Source organism: Streptomyces sp. NBC_01474 (assembly GCF_035918215.1).
Lineage (GTDB): Bacteria > Actinomycetota > Actinomycetes > Streptomycetales > Streptomycetaceae > Streptomyces > Streptomyces aureus.
Genome location: NZ_CP109449.1, coordinates 9285243 through 9303174, shown reverse-complemented (window position 1 = coordinate 9303174; position 17932 = coordinate 9285243). Strand labels below are relative to the sequence as shown.

Genomic DNA, 17932 nt, shown 5'->3' with positions numbered 1-17932 from the left:
GGCCGGGCGTTCGCATCATCGGCGCGTGGCGGGCATCGCGTTCGCCGCGATGGTCGCCGTGGCGGTGGGTGGCTGCGGCAGTACAGACAACGCCGACGACACGTCTTCACCCAGCCGTCAGACCTCGAAACCCACACCGGCGCCGCCCTCCTCCGCGCAGCCGTCCGTGTCGGCGGCGGACGGGCGTGATGTCCGCGCCTGCGCGGACGGCAACTGCGAGATCGCGGTAACCGGCCCGGTGACGTTCCGTTTCAAGGGCCCGGCCGGTCCGGCGACCCTGTCCGTCACCGAAGTCGGCCCGAACAAGGTGCAGTACACGGTGAAGTCGGGCAATGGCCGGTCCAATGGTGGCGCCACCGGACCGGGCCAAGGTTGCATCACGGTCCTCCGCAGCAACGGCGGAGGCAACTCCTGCGGTGGCCTGGACGCCGCCACCCGACCGAGCCCCCAGCCCGACGCGGTGGTGATCCAGGCGACGACCGGCAAGGACGGCACGGCAATCCTCCACATCGTGTCCGACTGACCACGCGAAGCCTTGAGGCCGTTCGGCACCGAGTCTGCCGCGGCCTCCTGCTCGCGGCCAGCTTTTTGCGCGGCGTCAGTCGCCGTCACCAGAAGGCTTCCGGCACAAGGTGTTCGACGATGTCCATCTGCGCCCGATGGAGGAGATCACGCAAGGCGTCTGCACAGACTTCGAGTGCGAGCCGTTGGAGGTCAACGGCGAGGCCGACCACATCCACCTCCTCGTGAACTTCCCGCCCAAAACCGCCGTGACGAAACTCGTCAACTCCCTCAAGGGCGTCTCCTCCCGGCGGGTGCGCCAGGAACTCGACGACCTGACCCGGCACTACTGGCGAGCCAACAAGCTCTGGTCCGGTTCCTACTTCGCCGGCATCGTCGGCGGCGCGCTCCTGTCCGGGGTCAAGCAGTACATCGAGCAACGGAGCCGGCGCAGGTGAGCACTGTCCGGCTCCGCCCGACAGTCGCCGCGACGCATCGCGGCACACGGCATGATGGCGCACCTGACCACCGATGGTGCCGGCCGACTGACCGCACCACGGGCCAAGACCTCACGAAGGCAGGGAAATTGACCACGCAGACCGAGCACGTCGACCACGAACTCATCGAGGCCGCGGCCCATGTCGCGCGCACGCGCTGCCGGGGCGACAACCACACCATGGCGGCCGCGGCCCGCGCCCAGGACGGCCGGATCGTCACCGCGGTGAACGCCTACCACTTCACCGGAGGCCCCTGCGCCGAGCTGGTCGTCATCGGCGCGGCAGCCGGCCAGGGCGCCTACGCGCTGGACACGATCGTCGCCGTGGGCGACCGCGACCGCGGAGTCGTCCCCCCGTGCGGCCGGTGCCGCCAGGTCCTCCTCGACTACTTCCCGGACCTCAAGGTCATCGTCGGTGCGGGCGACCGCCTCCGGACCGTCCCCGTCGCCGATCTGCTCCCCGAAAGCTACGTGTGGCACGACCACCAGCTCGACGCGGAAAATTAGTAGAACTGGGACAGACAGAACTCGTGCCCCTCGGGGTCGGTCATCACGACGACCACGCCCTCGTCGTAGTCATGCCGCTCGCCGGTGAACCGGCCGCCAAGGCCTACGACTTGGGCGATTCCCTGATCGATGTCGTCGACCGAGACGTCCAGGTGCAGGCGCACTTTTCCGGCCCTCGGCTCGGCCACGGGCTGGAAGACCAGGCGCGGCTGCGGGTCGTCGCGATGGCCGAGATAGACCCAGCCCGGCTCGGACGGTCCCCGTGGGCGGTCCAGCAGCACGCTCCAGAACGCTGACACCCGTTCGACGTCGATGCAGTCGACGGTCACTCCCACCCACCGGTTTGCCATGGATCGAGTATTCCCCGGGCTGCGGCCCCAATGTGGCCCGTGGGGCGGCCGCCCGACTCGTTCCGGTCCCCGCTTCCGCCGCAGGCGGTGAGTGCGAGCCCGAGTACGGTGGCCAGGACCCCGGAAAGGGCCCTCGAGTGGCGCTCCATGATGCGCTTTCTCCCTGGATGAACGTGCCGAGGGGACGCGGCTGGAGCGCGACGAGTCCCCCTCGTGACGACCACGCGGCGCGCGTCATGTGCATGCTCGATCATCTCTTGGTCCGTAAACTCCGGGTTCCGTAGCCGGGACCAACATCCCAGTGAGCGCTGTCAGTTCGATCCAGGACGGCCGCCGGTATCCGCAGCCGGTATCCGCAGTCGGCAAACGAGGTGCGCTCCGGGGAGCGTTCCTCGTAGTGTCCCCTGCGCACGTTCGACATTCGGCTTACCCAGGAGGTCCAGGTGCCCCGGAACACCATGCCTGACGAAGGTGACAAGGGCACCGCCCAGGCGGTCCTGCGTGAGGCCAACCACGCGCATGGCGAGCAGTTCCAACTGCTTCGGCGGTTCGACGACGGAGTCCAGTCAGGGGCCTGGCTCCTCACCGATGACACCGGCCGACATGCCGTACTGAAGTGGAGCCCGGACCTCTCCTGGGCCCCCCAGATCGAACGGGCCGCCGCTGGCGTCGCCAGGATCCGCGCTGCCGGATATCCGACCCCCGCCTGGCTCGCCGTCGGCACCAGCGCCGCCGGCTTCGGATACCAGATCCAGGAATTCGCACGTGGTCACACCAGACCACAAGTGACCGCGAGCGAGGCCCGGTTGCTGATCGGCGTCCTGGAGATGCACGCCGGTCTCGACCCCGACCCGCAGCGATGCTGGTCGGAGTTCGTGACCGCGCGCATGACCGGTGAGGACCTTTGGCGGCAGACGGCCGGGACCGGACCGACCGGACGGGACCTCGTCCACGCCTGCAGGCGGCTTCTCGCCGCTCACGGCCCCGTCACCCTGCCCATCGAGGACCTGGTCCACGGCGACTTCCGCCCCGGCAACATCCTGTTCGACGCGGACCGCGTCAGTGGCGTCATCGACATCGAGGCACTGGGCAGCGGCACGAGAGTCTTCGACTACGCGACGCTTCTGAGCGCCCACGACTTCAATCCCGAGGCTCTTGAGATGCTGTGCGACGCCGGCGAGCAAGTGGCCGGACCCGGTGTTCTGGCCTACTGCTTCGCCCAGGTCGCCCTCGACCTCACCGTCTTCGTCCACCAGCGGAACCTTCAACTGGGCATTGAGAACGTGGGCAAGCTTCTCGAGCGCACGCTGATCCTCCTCCGTCGCGCGGAGGGACAGGCCTGAAGCCCACACCGCAGCAGACACCCCTCCCCTGGGACCCCAGGGGGATTGGCCCACGCCGCGCGGATGGCGTGATCAAACTGCGCAGCCTGCGCTCCACCCTGTGGGCGCGGGTGAACAACGTGCTGGCCGGGATCGTCTCGGCCAGCTGATCGTCGGCGTGCTCGGCGTGCTCGTGGTCACCGGCGAGTACTCCTCCGGCGCGATCCGCCTGCTGTGCGTATACGTACTTGCAGCGTTCGCCACGGGAGGTTTGGCTGCTGACGCACCGGGACGCGAAACCGCCCCGCGGCAGATACGTACGCCGGTGCCTACACCAGGTACGTACAGCAGTGGTACGGCAGTGACGTACACGCATAGGTACTTACGTGCAGGAGACTTGAGCCATGCACGAGTCAGCCGAGGAACGGCTGCGGGACGGCGCGCGGGCCGAGCCCTCACGTCGGGTCTCCCCGGGCGCCGTCCTGCGCGCGCCGTTCACGGCTCGTGCCTGGGCCGAAGTCGCGTACTGCCTGATCGGTTTCCCCCTGGCCGTCGTCGGCACCGTCCTCGTGCTCGTCCTGCTCGCCCTCGGCACCGGTCTCACCGCTTCCCTCGTCGGCGCCGTACTCGGGCTTGCGCTCGCCGTCGCGGCGGTCGGCCTCGCGCGCGGCTGCGCCGCCGTGCATCGCCGGTTCGCCCAGGGGTTGCTGGGCGAGCGGGTGGAGGCGCCGCCGCGGCTGCGGCCGACGGGTAAGGCGTTCGCGCGGCTGGACGCTCGGCTGCGCGATGCGGCGGGGTGGCGTTCGGTGGCGTACGTCCTGGTGAAGCTGCCCGTCGCCGCCTTCGGCCTGTACGCCGTCGGCTGGTGGCTGACCGCCCTGCTCAATCTCTCCGCACCACTGCGCTGGGCGGTCTTCCATCAGCGCCCGGCTGTCGGCGAGGCGGGGATGCCGACGATCACGCCGATCCCCTTCGGCGGTGGCGCCCCGCACAGCACGAGTTTCGCCGGAACCTTCGTCGCGGTGGCGATCGGCGCGGTGACGCTGCTGGCGGCGCCCTGGTTCACGCGTGGCGTCGTCGCCGTGGACCGCTGGCTCATCCGGGCACTGCTCGGCCCGGGCCAACTCGTCGAACGTGTGAGGAGTTTGGAGGAGAGCCGCGCTCTCGCCGTCGACGACTCGGCGGCTCTGCTGCGCCGCCTGGAGCGCGATCTGCACGACGGGGCACAGGTCCGGCTGGTCGCGTTGGCGATGTGCCTCGACATGGCGAAGGAGCGGCTGGGCAGGGACGGAGAACCGGTCGCGGACCCGGATCGGGTCCGGCAACTCGTGGACACCGCGCACCGCAACGCCACCGAGGCCCTCGCCGAGCTGCGTGACCTGGCGCGCGGTATCCACCCCCCGGCCCTCGACGACGGCCTGTCCGACGCGCTGTCGACACTGGCCGCGCGGAGCACCGTGCCGGTGGAGCTCTCGGTGGACGTGACGCAGCGGCCGACGCCGGCGATCGAGACGATCGCGTACTTCTGTGCGGCGGAGCTGCTCACCAACGTCATCAAGCACAGCGGCGCGCGCCGGGCGGTGTTGCGAGTGGCGCAGGAGGACGGGTTGCTGCGGCTGCGGGTCACGGACGACGGCCGCGGCGGGGCAACGCTCGGCGCCGGAAGCGGGCTGACAGGCCTTCGGCAGCGAGTGCGGACGGTCGACGGGCGCCTCGACGTGTCGAGCCCGAGCGGCGGGCCGACCTCGGTGACGGTGGAACTGCCGCTCCACGCATGAGTGACACCGTGACGGAAGCCATGGATGACGTTGTGAGTGACATCGCGGACGGGGCGCGCGCAGCACGTCGGCGCCTGCCGTCCCCCGGTCGGACCCGTGAGAGCATGCCTCCATGCGCATCGTGATCGCCGAAGATGCCGCCGTGTTGCGGGAGTTGCTGGCCCAGATGCTCACCGAGCGTGGTCACGAGGTGTGCACGGCCGTGCCCGACGGCGAAGCGCTTCTCACCGCCGTCGCCGAGCACCGGCCCGACGTCACCGTCGTCGACATCCGGTTGCCGCCGACACACACCGACGAGGGCCTGCGAGCCGCGATCGGCATCCGGTGCGAGCACCCGGGCACGGGTGTGCTGCTGTTCTCCCAGTACATCGAGACGAAGTACGCGACCAGGCTGCTCGCCGCGGGCTCCGCCGGGGTCGGCTACCTGCTCAAGGACCGGGTCGCGAACGTCGCCGAGTTCACCGACGCCCTGTCCCGCGTCGCCGCCGGTGGCACCGCTCTCGACCCGGAAGTGGTCACGCAGTTGGCCGGTGCGAGCCGTCGTGGAGACGACCTGGAGTCGCTGACGGCACGCGAGCGCGAGGTGCTGGCGCTGATGGCCGAGGGCAGGACGAACGCCGCGATCGCGCAGACGCTGGTGGTGTCGGCGGGCACGGTCGAGAAACACGTCGCGGCCGTCTTCGGCAAACTGGCCCTGCCCGCGTCGGAGGACGCGAACCGGCGCGTGCTGGCCGTACTGCGCTACCTGGAGTCGTAGGCGACGCCGCTCCGTTGGGGTTCAGGGCGGACCTGCAGGCCGGTTGACACCGGTCCGGAGGGGTTCAGGCCGGACCCGTAGACCGTGGTCGACACTGGCCCGGAGGGGTTCAGGCCGGACCGTTGGGCCGTAACTGACGCTGTCTGGCCGGGAGTTCAGCGGTCCTTCGGGTCGAGCAGCCACAGCCCCAGGACCACCAGGAAGGACAGGCACAGGAAGCCCGCGCCCCACCAGGCCGTGCCGGTCTCGCCCATCATCCACTCGTTGACGATCACGCTGAGGCCCCAGAGCTGGCCGATGACGACGGTCATCGCCAGGACGAGACGGGCGGTGAGTTTCGAGGAGCGTTCCGGTTCCTGGTCGGTGCCTGCGCCGGGGCCCGGACCCGTGCGCTGGATCCGGGGGTCGCCGTAGCCGCTGGTCGGGCGGATCTGCGGGTAGCGCTCCTGGACGGGGCGGTTGAGGCGCGGCTGGGCGCTGCCGGGGGTGTAGTTGGGCATCGGGGGGAGGCCTTCGGGCTGTTCGGTGCTCATGTCCGCTGTTTCCTCTCCCCGTTGGTGCCGTTCGCGACGGGGCAGCCCAGCTGGGCCCTCGCGGCAGGCGGCTGGCCGGCGAACTCGCGGCACACCGCGTCCTGGGGGCTTTCGCCGGAGCGGGCCGTGGCGACCGCCCAGACGCTGCCGTCGGCCTGTTCCACGAGCAGTACCTTGGGCAGGCCGCGCGGTGGGGGGCCCGCGGTGACCTCGCCGGTGCGGGCGTCGAAGACGCCTTCATGGCAGGGGCAGTACAACTCGCCCTCGCTGCCGCGGTCCTTGCGCCACAGTACGCCGCAGGCCAGGTGTGTACAGACGGCGGAGTAGCCGACGAGGCTGCCGTCCGTGAGGCGGACGGCGACGGCGCGGTCGTCCTCGCCGGGGTAGCGGAAGGCGATGGACTCGCCGGGGGCGAGCCGGTCCGTGATCCGCTTGGCGTCCGGCGCGCCGTTGGTGTCGCCGTGCCGGTGCAGCACTCCCCCGGCGACGGCGATGCCTCCGACGGCGAGGCCGCCGGAGACGGTGGTGACGATACGGAGGTAGTCGCGGCGTGTGGTGAGGGAGTCGGCGGAGATGCGGTCCTCGAGTGCCGCCTGGGCCGAGTTGTCGTCGGTGCCGTGTTCGGGGACCGGGGGCTGCTGGGTGACGCTCATCGGGTCACGTCCTTCCCGTTGACCTGGACGATCGGCAGCCCTCCGGGCACCGGCCACTGGACCTTGTCGGCGGGGACGACCATCGCGACGCCGGTGTTGACGACGACGTCGCCGAAGGTGAAGGAGTCCGCGACCTGGACGCCCGGTCGTTCGGCCTGGAGTTCCTCGAGCGTTCCGTAGAAGAGCGCGCCGGTGGGGCAGACCGTGGCGCACATGGGGGCGAGACCGTAGGCGGTGCGGTCGTAGCAGAGGTTGCACTTCATCTGCAGTTTGGCCTGGAGGTCGATCTTCGGTACGCCGAAGGGGCAGGCGTTGACGCAGTTGGCGCAGCCGATGCAGCGGGTGGTGTCGGCCTGCTGCACCACACCGTCGGCGGTCACCAGGATCGCGTCGGCGGGGCACACCTCGGCGCACGGGGCGACGGGGTCCTCGCAGTGCATGCACACGGTGGGAAGGGACGCGACGGAGTGGCCTTCGTCGGGGTAGTCGAGGTGGATCATGGATTTGCCGCGGTGCGAGTCGCACTCCCGGCAGGCGGACACGCACGCCTGGCAGCCGATGCACCGGCCCGGGTCGATGAAGATCGTTCTGCCCATCATGGGGTGACCTCAGCTCCTCTCGGCGGTGCCACGGCCCTGCGGGGCCGTGGGCGGCAGGGGGTCGGTGCGGGACACCTGGGCTTCCGGGTACGCGGCCTGGCCCGGTGCGGTCGGGGGCGCCGGCACCTCGTCGATCTGTTCGGCGTGCTCGATGCGGCAGGCGCAGACTTTGTACTCGGGAATCTTGGATCGGGGGTCGAGGGCGTCGAGGGTGAGCGCGTTGGCGGCCGTGGGGACCGGCCAGTGGTAGGGCACGAAGACGGTGTCGGGGCGGATCGCCTCGGTGACCAGGGCGGGGAAGACCTCACTGCCCCGGCGTGTCACGACGCGTACCGGGTCACCGTTCTTGAAGCCGTGCGAGGGGTGGACTTCCGCCCATGGGCGGGGGGTCTGTTCGACGAGGCCGGCGAGCCGGCGTGTCTGGTTGCCGGACAGGAAGTGGGCGACGGTGCGGCCGGTGGTGAGCGACATGGGGTGGTCGTCGTCGTACGGGTCCATCGGCGGGTGCCACTCCACGGTCTGTAGGTGGATCTTGCCGTCCGGGTGGTACGACTTGCCGTCCTCGAAGAGGCGGGGGGTGCCGGGGTGGTCGGTGGAGGGGCACGGCCAGGCGATGCCGCCGGTCTCTTCCAGTCGGTCGTAGGTGATTCCGTAGTAGTCGATGACCGTGCCGGCCGACGCGATGCGCAGTTCGTCGAAGACCTCGCGGGAGCCGGGATAATCGAACTTCTCGCCCACGCCCAGGCGTTGGGCGAGCTGGCACATCACCCAGGTGTCGGTGCGTACGCCCTCCGGCGGTTCCTGGGCCTTGTTGTGCTTGACGACCCTGGCCTCGGCATTGGCCATCACGCCTTCGTCCTCGGCCCAGGTGGTGACGGGGAAGACGACGTGGGCGTTGTCCGCTGTCTCGGAGAGGAAGAAGTCGAACTGGGCGTGGAATTCGAGGGTGTCGTAACCGTCCTTGACCGTCTTGTAGTTGGGCAGGGAGACGAACGGGTTGTTGCAGATGCCGATCAGGCCGCGGATCTCCTGGCGCTGCATCTGCCAGACCATTTCCATCATCGATGTGCCGGCGGCGGGGAGTTCGGACTCCTCGATGCCCCAGATTTCGCAGATCTGCCGTCGGTGGTCGGGGTTCAGGATGGAGCGCCCGCCGGGCAGCAGGTCGGACTTCTGGCCGTGTTCGCGGCCGCCTTGGCCGTTGCCCTGGCCGGTGATGGTGCCGTAGCCGGCGCCGGGCTTGCCGATGTTGCCGGTGGCCACGCAGAGGTTGATGACGGTGAGGCAGTTCTCGACGCCCTGCGAGTGGTGCTCGATTCCCCGGGCGTGCCAGGCCATGGCGTTGTTGGCGCCCGCGAAGGCCCTGGCGACCTGGACGACCTGTGCGGCGGGGATCCCGCAGATCTCGGCGGCCCGTTCCGGGGTGTACGTCGCGACGGTGGCCTTGACCTCGTCCCAGCCGGTGGTGTGGGCGGCCACGTACTCCTCGTCGACGAGGTTCTCGCGGATGACGACGTTCAGTACGGCGTTGAAGAACGCGGAGTCGGTGCCCGGCTTGAGGGCGACGTGGATGTCGGCCGTGCGGGCGATGGACGTCTCGCGCGGGTCGATGACGATGAGGACGGCGCCGCGGTCGCGGGCGCCCCACACGTACTGGGTCATGACCGGGAAGCACTCCCCCACGTTCGACCCGGCGATGAGCAGGCAGTCGGAGCGGAGGATGTCGGAGAAGGGGTTGCCGGCCCGGTCGATGCCGAAGGACAGCTTGTTGGCGCCGGCGGCGGAGACCATGCACAGGCGGCCGTTGTAGTCGACGTGCTTCGTCTTGAGGGCGACGCGCCCGAACTTGCCGACCAGATACGTCTTTTCGGAGAAAAGGCTCGCCCCGCCGAGCAGCCCGAACGCGTCGTTGCCGTGGGCGGACTGGATGCGGCGGATCTCGGAGACGGTGAAGTCGAGGGCCTCCTCCCAGCTCGCCTCGCGGAAGGGTTCGTCGCGGGAGCGGCGCATGAGGGGGGCGGTCAGCCGGTCCGGGTGGTTGACCTGCTGGTAGGCGTTGATGCCCTTGGGGCAGAGCCGCATCCGGTTGATGTCGTGGTTGCGGGGCTCGACGCCGAAGACCTTGCCGGCCTTGTCGACGCGCAGATACATCCCGCACTGCACACCGCAGAAGCAGCAGTGCGTGGGGACGAGGGTCTCGCCGGCCTGGTCGGCGTGCCACTGGTCGGCTGGAATGCCGCCCGCGTCGCGGAAGTTGCGGGTGCCGGGCGGTGCGATGGAGGGGTCAAGCGGGATGTGCTGCCGGGTCACTTGAAGCCCCTCTTCACGTCGCTCAGGTATGCGGTTCCGCGCAGCACCCGCTTGCAGCGCGGGCAGTACTCGGTCCAGGTGTCGAAGTTGAGCTTGAGGTCGCGCATGGTGCCCTGGAGGTTCTCGACGTACGGGGCGGTGTCGATCAGCTGACCGCAGCGCTTGCAGTGGAAGAGCTGTTCGTCCTGGCGGGCCGTGTACTTGAACAGCTGCATGCCGACGGCGGCAGGCCGCTGCACGATGTGGAAGAACTTCCCGAACGGGATGTAGATGAGGGTGAAGACCACCGACACCATGTGCAGGATCGCCAGGAACTCGTAACCGCCGCCGTGCAGGAAGATCGACGAGAAGGTGAGCAGCAGGCCCGTCACCGAGATGACGATCAGGGCGATCAGCGGGACCAGGTCGTAGGCGAAACGCTGCCCGGTCATGGCGCCGCGGTCCTTCATGCGCCGCCACAGGAAGTACGAGGCACCGGGGATCACCAGGACGGCGGCGATGTCCAGGCCGTGGAACATCAGCCAGCCGAGGATGTTCAGCGAGTCGAAGCCGATGACCTTGATGCCCCAGATCCGCATCGCGTAGCCGGGGCCCGCGCCGGACGGGGAGGTGAACGTGAACCACCCCCAGGTCAGCGGGAAGGTGATCAGGGCGGCCAGGATGCAGCCCCAGAAGATCAGCTGGTGGGCGGCCCAGCGGGCGTGCGAGCGGGCGCCGAGGAACTTCTGGAAGCCGAGGTAGGTGGCGATCATCCCCGGCAGCGCGGTGGGCGCCTTGCGGAAGTTGTCGGCCGAGAACAGGCTGCGCCAGCCCTGCTTGAACAGTCGGCGTGCGCCCGGGGCGGAGATCCACACGGTGTAGCGGTAGGCGACACCGAAGGCCAGGAACACGGTAGCGACGGCGTACGGGAGGAGCGCCGAGTCGAAGTCCTGGAGCATCCGGCTGCCGAACACGATGGCCAGGATCAGCAGCACGGACACGATGGTGCCGGCGAGCGTGGCCCGCCGTGCGACGGAACGCGGTCCAGGCCCGCCGGCCGCGCCGGCCGGCGGTGGCGCATCCAGGGTGGGGGCCGCGTTCGAGGCGGCGGCGGGGGGTGCGGGTGGCTCAGTCACCCGGCCCACGATAGGGAGCTATTTACCCGTTTCGCCCGTTCTGGGAGGCGCGCGAGTGACGTGTCGACGGGACGCGCGCTCAACGGGGCACACCCGCCCGGCCCATGACGAGGCCACACACACGCCCTACGGCCGCTCCGCCCCGATGTTCCGCATGCGGCCGTACGCGTAGACGCAGCCGGCGAGAGCGAGGTCGGACAGCAGCATGAATCCGATGGAGTACGAGTTCTCGGCGCTGTAGACCGCGCCCATGACGAGCGGGGGCACGAAGCCGCCGAGGCCGCCCATCGCGCCGACGATGCCGGTGACGGAGCCGACCTGCGGTTGCGGGGTGACCTGGGAGACGAGCGCGAACACGCTGCCGCTGGCCGTGCCGAGCCCGGCGGCCATCACCAGGAAGCAGATCGTGCCCACGGGGTTCAGCTTCGGGTCGAAGGCCTGGACGATCGCGAAGAGCGCGACGACGGCGAGGGCGCAGGCGGTGACGGTGGCCGGATGGATGCGGTCGGACAGCCAGCCGCCGATCGGCCGGAAGATGACCGTGACCAGGGCGAACCCGGCTGCCTTGGTACCCGCGTCGGTCGGGTCGAGCTCGTACCAGGTCTTGAGATACGTGGGCAGGTAGACGCCGAACGCGACGATGCCGCCGAACCCGATCGCGTAGAGGAACGACAGTTCCCACGTCACCCTCAGACGTCCCGCCTGCCCGAGCCGGGTGGCGAGCGGACTGGTGGGGACCGGCCGGTCGGGGCGGTCGGTGATGAGGACCAGCGCGAGCAGCGCGAACGCGGCCAGCGCGACGGCGACCACGATGAACGGCAGGTTCTCACCGTGCTTGGCGATGCGCGGTGTGAAGTAGCCGGACAGGGCGACACCGCCCATGCCCATACCGAAGATACCGAGCGCGAACCCCCGGTGGGCGGGCGGGAACCACGAGTTCACGAGCGGGATGCCGATGGCGAACGTCGTGCCGCCGACACCGAGGAGGAAGCCGACGCCGAGCATGGCGACGAAGGAGTCCCTGGCGGGGATGACCAGGAGCACCGGGATGATCGTCAGGGCGGAGACCAGCGGGAACATCCGCTTGGCGCCGTAGAGGTCCGTGAGCGCGCCGACGGGTACGCGGCCGAGGGAACCCACGATGACGGGCACCGCGACGAGGAGCGACTGGCTGAACGAGCTCAGGTTCAGACGCTCCTTGAAGTCGCTGCCGAGGGGAGCGATCAGGGCCCAGGCCCAGAAGGTGAGGGTGAAGCCAACGGTGGCCACGGCCAGGTTGCGGTAGGCCGCGGCGGGCGGCCGGGTGGTCGTCTGCTCCGGTGCAAGGTGTTCCACATGCCGATGCTAGGAAGGCCCGGGAGGTCCGGCCTGATCTGGTGCGCCGATCGATTCGCGCGCCCCGGGCTCGCGTCAGCATATGTTGACACTCGTCGAGCGTCAGCATATGCTGACGGCCATGGAGAGCACACTCGAAATCGCCGAGGGCGCCGCCAGCAGCGACCCGGACACCGGACTCCGCGCAGTGGCCGCCCTACGAGAACTCACCGAACGACTGGAGATCCTCCAGGTGGAGAACGCCCGCAAGCTGGGCTGGTCCTGGCAGGACATCGCGGAACGGCTCGGCGTCACCAAACAGACCGTGCACCGCAAGTACGGCCGCCTGATAGGGAGTCGATGATGTTCGAACGCTTCAGCCCGGACGCCCGCACCGTGGTGGTCCACACCCAGGAACACGCCCGCCGGCTCGGCCACAACCACATCGGCCCCGAGCACCTCCTGCTCGCCCTCGTCTCCCTGGACCAGCCCGCAAGCGCCGTACTGCGTGAACACGGCGTCACGCCGGAGGCAGTGGAGGAGGAGATCGTGCGTCTCGTCGGACTCGGGGCCGGGTCCCGCCTGTTCGGCACCCTCAACCGGGACGCGCTGGCGTCCGTGGGGATCGATATCGACGCGGTGCGCGCCAGGATCGAGGAGTCCTTCGGACCGGAAGCCCTCGCACGCGCCGACAGCGCCGTCCACGGTGGGCGCCGCCCGTCGAGGCGCGGCCCGCGTCGCGCAGTGCCCACGGCTCTCGCCCGCCACTGGCGCCGGCGGCGCGCCGCCCGACGCCCCGTCCTCACGGCAGCGGCCGCCGCCCCCGCCGGCTTGTACCAAGCCGCCGGCGCTCGCTCCGGCGGGCACATCCGGTTCTCCCCTCGCGCCAAAGAGAGCCTTGCGAATACCGTCCGCGAGGCACAGGCCCGGCACGACAGTTACATCGGCGTCGAGCACCTCAGCCTCAGCCTCATCACCATGACCAGCGGCCTCGTGCCTTCAGTACTGTCGGCGCTCGGCGCCTCGGCCCCGGCGTTGCGCACCGCGATCACCGACCGGTACCGGCAGGCGAGCTGATCCCGTCCTTCCCGCGGCCATGTGGCTAGGGTCTTTCGTTTGGATCAGGCGAGCCCAGCATGATCCAAACGAAAGACCCTACGGCGCCGTCGCCGTGGTCCGGTCGGGGGCGGGCGGGGCCGTCGGGTCGACGGTGAGGACGAGGAACGTCGCGACGAGCGCGCTGGCCCCCGCGAGCCCCGCCGCAAGACGGCGGCGGGCCGTGAGGGTGGGGAGGGGCGTGGGGCCTGCGGGCTTGCGGTGGCGTCCCATGGTGGATCTCTCTGTTTCGGTCCGGGCCAGGTCAGAACGTGAAGCACTCTGTGTGGATGTGGTCCTCGGGTACCCCGGCCCGTACCAGCGCCGTCGTGGCCGCGGCCGTCATGCCGGGCGGCCCGCACACGTACACGTCGTGCTCGGCGAGTTCGGGTACGAGATTGCGCAGGGCCTGCGGTGCGAGCGGGTCGAACGAGGCGTCCGACGGGCCGAGCAGATAGTGCAGGGCCGCCTGCCTGCCGCGGGCGATCGCCTCCAACTCCCCGCTCAGGACGAGATGTTCGGCCGTGCTCGCGCGGTAGAGGAGAGTGAGGTCGCCCGGCGCTCCCGGCAGCGTCTCGAACAAGGCCCGCAGGGGTGTGATGCCGACGCCGCCCGCCAGGAGCAGCACCTTGCGCCGGGTGCGCCGGTGCGCGGTGAGCGCGCCGAACGGGCCGGTGGCCAGGACGCGCGTGCCCGGCGCGATCCTGCGGACGCGGCGCGTGTGCCGGCCAAGTGCCTTGACGGTGATACGCAGTTCGTCTCCGCGCACCGGCGCCGAGAGGGAGAACGGGAGCGACGTGTGCCAGAGCCCGCCCCGGAGGAATCGCCAGCGGAAGAACTGGCCGGGCTCGGCACGCAGTCCGTCGAGCCCGATTCCCTGCATGACGACGGAGAAGACGCCGGGCCCTTCGCCGTGGACGGCGACCACGCGCAGGCTGTGCCGTAGCGCCTGATGGATGGGCACGACCAGCCGGTACCAGACGAGCAGCACGGCGACTGTCGCGTGCAGGAGGGCCCAAAGCCACCGCGTGACCACGTCGCTTGCCACGTCCGGGCCCGCGAGTTGATGGACGAAGCCCAGCGCGGCGCCCAGGTACGTGAGCAGATGCAGGGCCCGCCACGTCTCGTGGGTGACGCGGCGGCGCACCGCACGAGCGCTGCTCACGCCGACGGCGACGAGCAGGCCCGTACCGGCGGACGCGGCCGCGATGGCCGGGTAGCCGAGGAGGTCCACGACGGTGGAGACGAGGTCGGTGCCGGCGTGGGTGGCGTATCCGCACACCGCGAGGACCAGATGGGCCGCGCACAGCTCCAGGACGTGGCGGCCCCCGGTGGCGTGACGGCGGGCGAGGCGGTCGGCGCCGACTCCGTGCTCGACCGCGGGGATGCGCGCCATGAGGAAGAGCATGACGAGGATGCCGTAGCCGGCGAGCAGTCCGGTGAGGTGTGCGCCGGTCGCGAAGAGCGCGTCGAGGCGCGCCGACGGTTCGGCCTGCACGGCCCAGAGGGCGCTGACGCCGGTGCCGCCCGCGACGATGCCGGCGCGCAGCGCGCGGGGCGAGATGCGAAGGGGCGCGGCGGGGCGGCCGATGCAGGGCCGGCGGGTGGGCCGCGGGGGTATGGGCGCGAGTTCCGCGCCTGGGCCCTCGACGTGGCGCAGGTACGCGTTCAATGCGGGGTACCTGGAGAGTTCGGATGCGCTGGCGGCCTCGGTCGTCACGCAGCCACAGTAGGGGTGGGGAGGGGCGAAGAAGGCCAGGTCAGAGCCTTCGCGCTGATCCTTAAGGCCAGCTTGAGGATCGCCTCACGAGTGGTTAAGCCACGGCCGCCCCCAACCCGGACGGAGGGCCGCACGACCGCGCCGGAAACGCCGCTCCACGTTTGCGACTTCTTCGCCAGGAGGTCACTGTCCCGGACAACAGTGACTCGCGTACCGCACAAAGGACTTCGACTTCTTGTACACAATGTCGGACAGGCCGGGGAACCGACGCCCCTGTGGAGCGAGATACGAACCACCGTCCCCCTGGTACAAAGAACACGTCTTCGGCTCCTCCCGACCGTGCCTCACCTATCGGACACGGCTCACGAGACAGATGTGCCGGCCAGACCGGCCCGCGCCGAAGCCCCCGCACCGAGCCTCGACCAGGCATGCCGGGCGCACTGATCAACACGTGGCTCAGAGCAGCCCCCACCCGTGCAGAAAGGCCGACGGTTTGAACCCGCAGACATTTCAGGACGAGGCACCTCCCCACATACCCGCGCCGGGTCAGCGCATTGTGATCATCGAGGACGACGAGGCGCTGGGGCGCTCCGCCGCCGCCCACATCGGCCGCTGGTACGGCACGGTGCACCGCCTGCCGCGGCCCGACGACGACACGTTGCGCGAGCACCTCGATCAGTCCGTCGATGCCGTCGCCGTCGTCTCCCGTGACGACATCGTCGCCCTGCGCTATGCCTTGCTGGCCGAACATCTGAAGCCGGGCATCCGGTTGGTCGTGACCCTCTTCGACCGCACGGTCGCCGACGAGGTCTCCCGTACGGTCCCCAACTGCACCGTCCTGAGCATGACCGATGCCATCGTGCCGAGCCTCCTGGCCGAGTGCCTCGCTCCGAGCTACGCCATGCTCCAGCCCGACGGCGGCGGCGTCATCGCGGTCCGGCGGGAAGACGGGGCCACTTCCGTCGAGCACCTGCACGGACGCGCTCTCGCGGCCCACGCACACGACCACCCCCGGGCGTCCTTCCGTGCGTGGCTGCGCTCCCTCGGGACCTCGGCCAAGGCGCTCATCGCGAGTCTGGCCGCTCTGTCGGTGGCCTTCTCCGTGGACATCGCACTCGGCGTCCTCGTCCTGCACGAGCACTGGACCGACTCCGTGTGGAACGCCGCCCGCGCCCTCACCACGATCGGCTCCTCGCCGGCGGCCGAGCACGGACCCGGCTGGTACAAGGTCCTGTCCGCCGTCTCCATGCTGGCCGTCCTGGTACTGGCGGCCATCTTCACCGCGAGCGTCGTCGACCGGTTCACCGGGCACCGCATGACGAGCATCCTGGGCGCCCGCTCCATCCCCCGCCGCGGCCACGTCATCGTCGTCGGCCTCGGCCAGGTGGGCCTGCGGCTGTCCGCGCGACTGAAGGACCTCGGCATCAAGGTCGTCGCCGTGGAACGCAACCCCCAGGCGGCCTGCCTGCCCCTGGCCCGCTCCCTGAACATCCCCGTCGTCCTCGGCCGGGGCGGCGACCGCTTCCTCCTCGAACGCCTCTCCGTCCTGCGGGCCCGCGGTCTTGCCGCGGTCGGCTCGGACAGTCTGGCGAACATGGCGGTCGCGGTCGCCGCCCGGGCCGTCGCCCCCGACCAGCGGATCATCCTGCGCGCCGGAAGCGACGAGGTCACGACGGACTCGCAGTCCCTGTTCCGGATCGGCGCGGTCTGCGACTTCCCCCGCATCGTCGGCGCGTTCGTCGCCGCGTCCGTACTGGGCGCCGAGCCGTCCAGCGTCTTCGTCGCCGAGGACCGCACCTGCGCCCTGTTCCCGGACGGCCAGGTGGTCGACCTCGCCACGTGGGACACACGCCCCGAGCAATCCGGGGACGAGACCGCACCTGGCCGTACTGCGTCAGGCGTTGAGGCGTCAGCGGCCACGGGCTGAGGGCGGCCTCACCGTGCTCTCAGTGCTGGCCAGTTGGCGGCCGTCCCCTCCACGCGACATGCCGTGAACGCGACCGAGGAGAGGGAGGGAACATCCGATCGAGCGTGACGACGCGTCGGCGCAACCACCAGCGGCGGGACCATCTCACTGCTGGCTTACGCCAGTTCCTTGATGAGGGGGATTCCGTGTATCGCGGGCGTATCGAAAATCGCATACGCCACCGCAACGGCCCTCCGTCTCCAATGGAGGCATGAACCACAACGCATCCGTGTCGGCAACGCCGCGCCGCACGCGCAGGATCGTGCTCCTCGGCCTGGCGATCGTCGCCTTGGCGAGCGGCGCGTTCGTTGTGCGCGGGCCACTCATGATGTCCGCTCCCAGGTGCATGGCCGGGCGGTGGCACGGCTGCTTCGACACGTTCAACGGTGTGGTGCTCATGACGTTGGTCGCGCTGCCATTGGCCGCGCTGGTGGTGTGGGCTCTGGCGCTCCGTCGGCGTGCCGCCGGCGTCCCATCGGCGTGGCGGATGTCGTTGGCCGAGGTGGGCATGGTCCACGGGACGGTGCCGTTCCTGTGGCTGACCATGATGCCGGGCGCCGGGGCCGGCATCGTCCCCGCCCGGGTGAGCCTGGTACCGCTGCGGGACCTGGTCACGATGGGGACGCTCGGGATCGTCGGCAACCTGCTGGTCTTCGCGTCGTTGGGGTTCTTCGCCCCGATGCGGTTCGCGGCGCTGGCGTCCGTGCCGCGGATCCTGGCGCTCGGGGCGGGCTGCTCGGTCCTGGTCGAAACCGCACAGTACGTCCTGCGCCTTGACCGGGTGTCCTCCGTGGACGACGTACTGGTCAACGCCGCCGGCGCCGTACTGGCCGCGCTGGCGTCACACCACTGGTGGCGCACTGCGGCGCAAGCGCCGTCGGACCAGCCTCGTCTCGCGCCGGCATCGACGGGCTGA

At 70.1% G+C, this 17932-nt stretch carries 19 protein-coding genes; 10 read left to right on the top strand and 9 right to left on the bottom strand.

Annotated features, from left to right (window positions below; all coding sequences use genetic code 11):
* Positions 1-25: 25 nt before the first annotated feature.
* The 3 genes from OG758_RS42575 (at position 26) to OG758_RS42565 (ending at position 1504) form a co-directional block, all read left to right on the top strand.
* Complete coding sequence (locus OG758_RS42575; RefSeq protein WP_326714775.1) at positions 26-523, top strand: hypothetical protein; 498 nt, start codon at positions 26-28, stop codon at positions 521-523.
* A gap of 109 nt (positions 524-632) precedes the next feature.
* Positions 633-959: an IS200/IS605 family transposase gene (gene tnpA / locus OG758_RS42570; RefSeq protein WP_442810388.1), complete on the top strand. Its 327-nt coding sequence runs from the start codon at positions 633-635 to the stop codon at positions 957-959.
* Positions 960-1087: 128 nt separating this feature from the next.
* Complete coding sequence (locus OG758_RS42565; RefSeq protein WP_326714774.1) at positions 1088-1504, top strand: cytidine deaminase; 417 nt, start codon at positions 1088-1090, stop codon at positions 1502-1504.
* On the opposite strand, the gene OG758_RS42560 is transcribed toward OG758_RS42565, so the two are convergent.
* On the bottom strand, positions 1501-1854 hold the full coding sequence (locus tag OG758_RS42560; protein ID WP_266571702.1) for a VOC family protein: 354 nt from the start codon (positions 1852-1854) through the stop codon (positions 1501-1503). The genes OG758_RS42565 and OG758_RS42560 overlap by 4 nt on opposite strands.
* 458 nt (positions 1855-2312) lie before the next feature.
* Here OG758_RS42560 and OG758_RS42555 point away from each other — a divergent pair, with 458 nt between their 5' ends.
* The 3 genes from OG758_RS42555 (at position 2313) to OG758_RS42545 (ending at position 5711) form a co-directional block, all read left to right on the top strand.
* The gene (locus OG758_RS42555) at positions 2313-3197 is read left to right on the top strand and encodes an aminoglycoside phosphotransferase family protein (protein WP_326714773.1); all 885 of its coding nucleotides are present in this window, start codon (positions 2313-2315) and stop codon (positions 3195-3197) included.
* Positions 3198-3580: 383 nt separating this feature from the next.
* Positions 3581-4954: a sensor histidine kinase gene (locus tag OG758_RS42550; RefSeq protein WP_326714772.1), complete on the top strand. Its 1374-nt coding sequence runs from the start codon at positions 3581-3583 to the stop codon at positions 4952-4954.
* Between the two features lie 112 nt (positions 4955-5066).
* Positions 5067-5711, top strand: a complete 645-nt coding sequence (locus OG758_RS42545) for a response regulator transcription factor (RefSeq protein WP_326714771.1) — start codon at positions 5067-5069, stop codon at positions 5709-5711.
* 155 nt (positions 5712-5866) lie between these two features.
* Here OG758_RS42545 and OG758_RS42540 read toward each other — a convergent pair whose 3' ends face one another.
* From OG758_RS42540 to OG758_RS42515, 6 genes are all read right to left on the bottom strand, one after another.
* Complete coding sequence (locus OG758_RS42540; protein WP_326714770.1) at positions 5867-6244, bottom strand: hypothetical protein; 378 nt, start codon at positions 6242-6244, stop codon at positions 5867-5869.
* On the bottom strand, positions 6241-6897 hold the full coding sequence (locus OG758_RS42535; protein WP_326714769.1) for a QcrA and Rieske domain-containing protein: 657 nt from the start codon (positions 6895-6897) through the stop codon (positions 6241-6243). The genes OG758_RS42540 and OG758_RS42535 overlap by 4 nt, the downstream gene beginning before the upstream one ends.
* Positions 6894-7496 (bottom strand): 4Fe-4S dicluster domain-containing protein, encoded by a 603-nt coding sequence (locus OG758_RS42530; protein WP_326714768.1) that lies wholly within the window; start codon positions 7494-7496, stop codon positions 6894-6896. The genes OG758_RS42535 and OG758_RS42530 overlap by 4 nt, the downstream gene beginning before the upstream one ends.
* Before the next feature lie 9 nt (positions 7497-7505).
* The gene (locus OG758_RS42525; protein ID WP_326714767.1) at positions 7506-9806 is read right to left on the bottom strand and encodes a molybdopterin oxidoreductase family protein; all 2301 of its coding nucleotides are present in this window, start codon (positions 9804-9806) and stop codon (positions 7506-7508) included.
* Positions 9803-10921 carry an MFS transporter gene (locus OG758_RS42520; RefSeq protein ID WP_326714766.1) on the bottom strand — a complete coding sequence of 373 codons (1119 nt, stop codon included), beginning with the start codon at positions 10919-10921 and terminating at the stop codon, positions 9803-9805. The genes OG758_RS42525 and OG758_RS42520 overlap by 4 nt, the downstream gene beginning before the upstream one ends.
* A gap of 126 nt (positions 10922-11047) precedes the next feature.
* Positions 11048-12256 carry an MFS transporter gene (locus OG758_RS42515; protein WP_326714765.1) on the bottom strand — a complete coding sequence of 403 codons (1209 nt, stop codon included), beginning with the start codon at positions 12254-12256 and terminating at the stop codon, positions 11048-11050.
* Positions 12257-12377: 121 nt separating this feature from the next.
* Here OG758_RS42515 and OG758_RS42510 point away from each other — a divergent pair, with 121 nt between their 5' ends.
* Both OG758_RS42510 and OG758_RS42505 read left to right on the top strand, forming a co-directional pair.
* Positions 12378-12599: a helix-turn-helix domain-containing protein gene (locus tag OG758_RS42510; protein WP_100594665.1), complete on the top strand. Its 222-nt coding sequence runs from the start codon at positions 12378-12380 to the stop codon at positions 12597-12599.
* On the top strand, positions 12596-13312 hold the full coding sequence (locus tag OG758_RS42505) for a Clp protease N-terminal domain-containing protein (RefSeq protein ID WP_326714764.1): 717 nt from the start codon (positions 12596-12598) through the stop codon (positions 13310-13312). Before OG758_RS42510 ends, OG758_RS42505 begins: the two co-directional genes overlap by 4 nt.
* 78 nt (positions 13313-13390) lie before the next feature.
* Here the strand turns inward: OG758_RS42505 and OG758_RS42500 are convergent, their stop codons facing one another.
* Together OG758_RS42500 and OG758_RS42495 are read right to left on the bottom strand one after the other, a co-directional pair.
* Positions 13391-13564, bottom strand: a complete 174-nt coding sequence (locus OG758_RS42500; RefSeq protein ID WP_266571716.1) for a hypothetical protein — start codon at positions 13562-13564, stop codon at positions 13391-13393.
* A gap of 31 nt (positions 13565-13595) precedes the next feature.
* Positions 13596-15050, bottom strand: a complete 1455-nt coding sequence (locus OG758_RS42495; protein ID WP_326714763.1) for a ferredoxin reductase family protein — start codon at positions 15048-15050, stop codon at positions 13596-13598.
* A gap of 493 nt (positions 15051-15543) precedes the next feature.
* Here OG758_RS42495 and OG758_RS42490 point away from each other — a divergent pair, with 493 nt between their 5' ends.
* Both OG758_RS42490 and OG758_RS42485 read left to right on the top strand, forming a co-directional pair.
* Positions 15544-16977, top strand: coding sequence for an NAD-binding protein (locus tag OG758_RS42490; RefSeq protein WP_326714762.1), 1434 nt, complete (start codon positions 15544-15546; stop codon positions 16975-16977).
* A gap of 250 nt (positions 16978-17227) precedes the next feature.
* Positions 17228-17932, top strand: a complete 705-nt coding sequence (locus tag OG758_RS42485; RefSeq protein ID WP_326714761.1) for a VanZ family protein — start codon at positions 17228-17230, stop codon at positions 17930-17932.

Excerpts from the sequence above, each read along its gene's own strand:
- OG758_RS42560 (WP_266571702.1), bottom strand. The coding sequence starts at position 1,854 with ATGGCAAACCGGTGGGTGGGAGTGACCGTCGACTGCATCGACGTCGAA.
- OG758_RS42555 (WP_326714773.1), top strand. The coding sequence starts at position 2,313 with ATGCCTGACGAAGGTGACAAGGGCACCGCCCAGGCGGTCCTGCGTGAG.
- OG758_RS42550 (WP_326714772.1), top strand. The coding sequence starts at position 3,581 with ATGCACGAGTCAGCCGAGGAACGGCTGCGGGACGGCGCGCGGGCCGAG.
- OG758_RS42545 (WP_326714771.1), top strand. The coding sequence starts at position 5,067 with ATGCGCATCGTGATCGCCGAAGATGCCGCCGTGTTGCGGGAGTTGCTG.
- OG758_RS42540 (WP_326714770.1), bottom strand. The coding sequence starts at position 6,244 with ATGAGCACCGAACAGCCCGAAGGCCTCCCCCCGATGCCCAACTACACC.
- OG758_RS42535 (WP_326714769.1), bottom strand. The coding sequence starts at position 6,897 with ATGAGCGTCACCCAGCAGCCCCCGGTCCCCGAACACGGCACCGACGAC.
- OG758_RS42530 (WP_326714768.1), bottom strand. The coding sequence starts at position 7,496 with ATGATGGGCAGAACGATCTTCATCGACCCGGGCCGGTGCATCGGCTGC.
- OG758_RS42510 (WP_100594665.1), top strand. The coding sequence starts at position 12,378 with ATGGAGAGCACACTCGAAATCGCCGAGGGCGCCGCCAGCAGCGACCCG.
- OG758_RS42505 (WP_326714764.1), top strand. The coding sequence starts at position 12,596 with ATGATGTTCGAACGCTTCAGCCCGGACGCCCGCACCGTGGTGGTCCAC.
- OG758_RS42500 (WP_266571716.1), bottom strand. The coding sequence starts at position 13,564 with ATGGGACGCCACCGCAAGCCCGCAGGCCCCACGCCCCTCCCCACCCTC.
- OG758_RS42485 (WP_326714761.1), top strand. The coding sequence starts at position 17,228 with ATGAACCACAACGCATCCGTGTCGGCAACGCCGCGCCGCACGCGCAGG.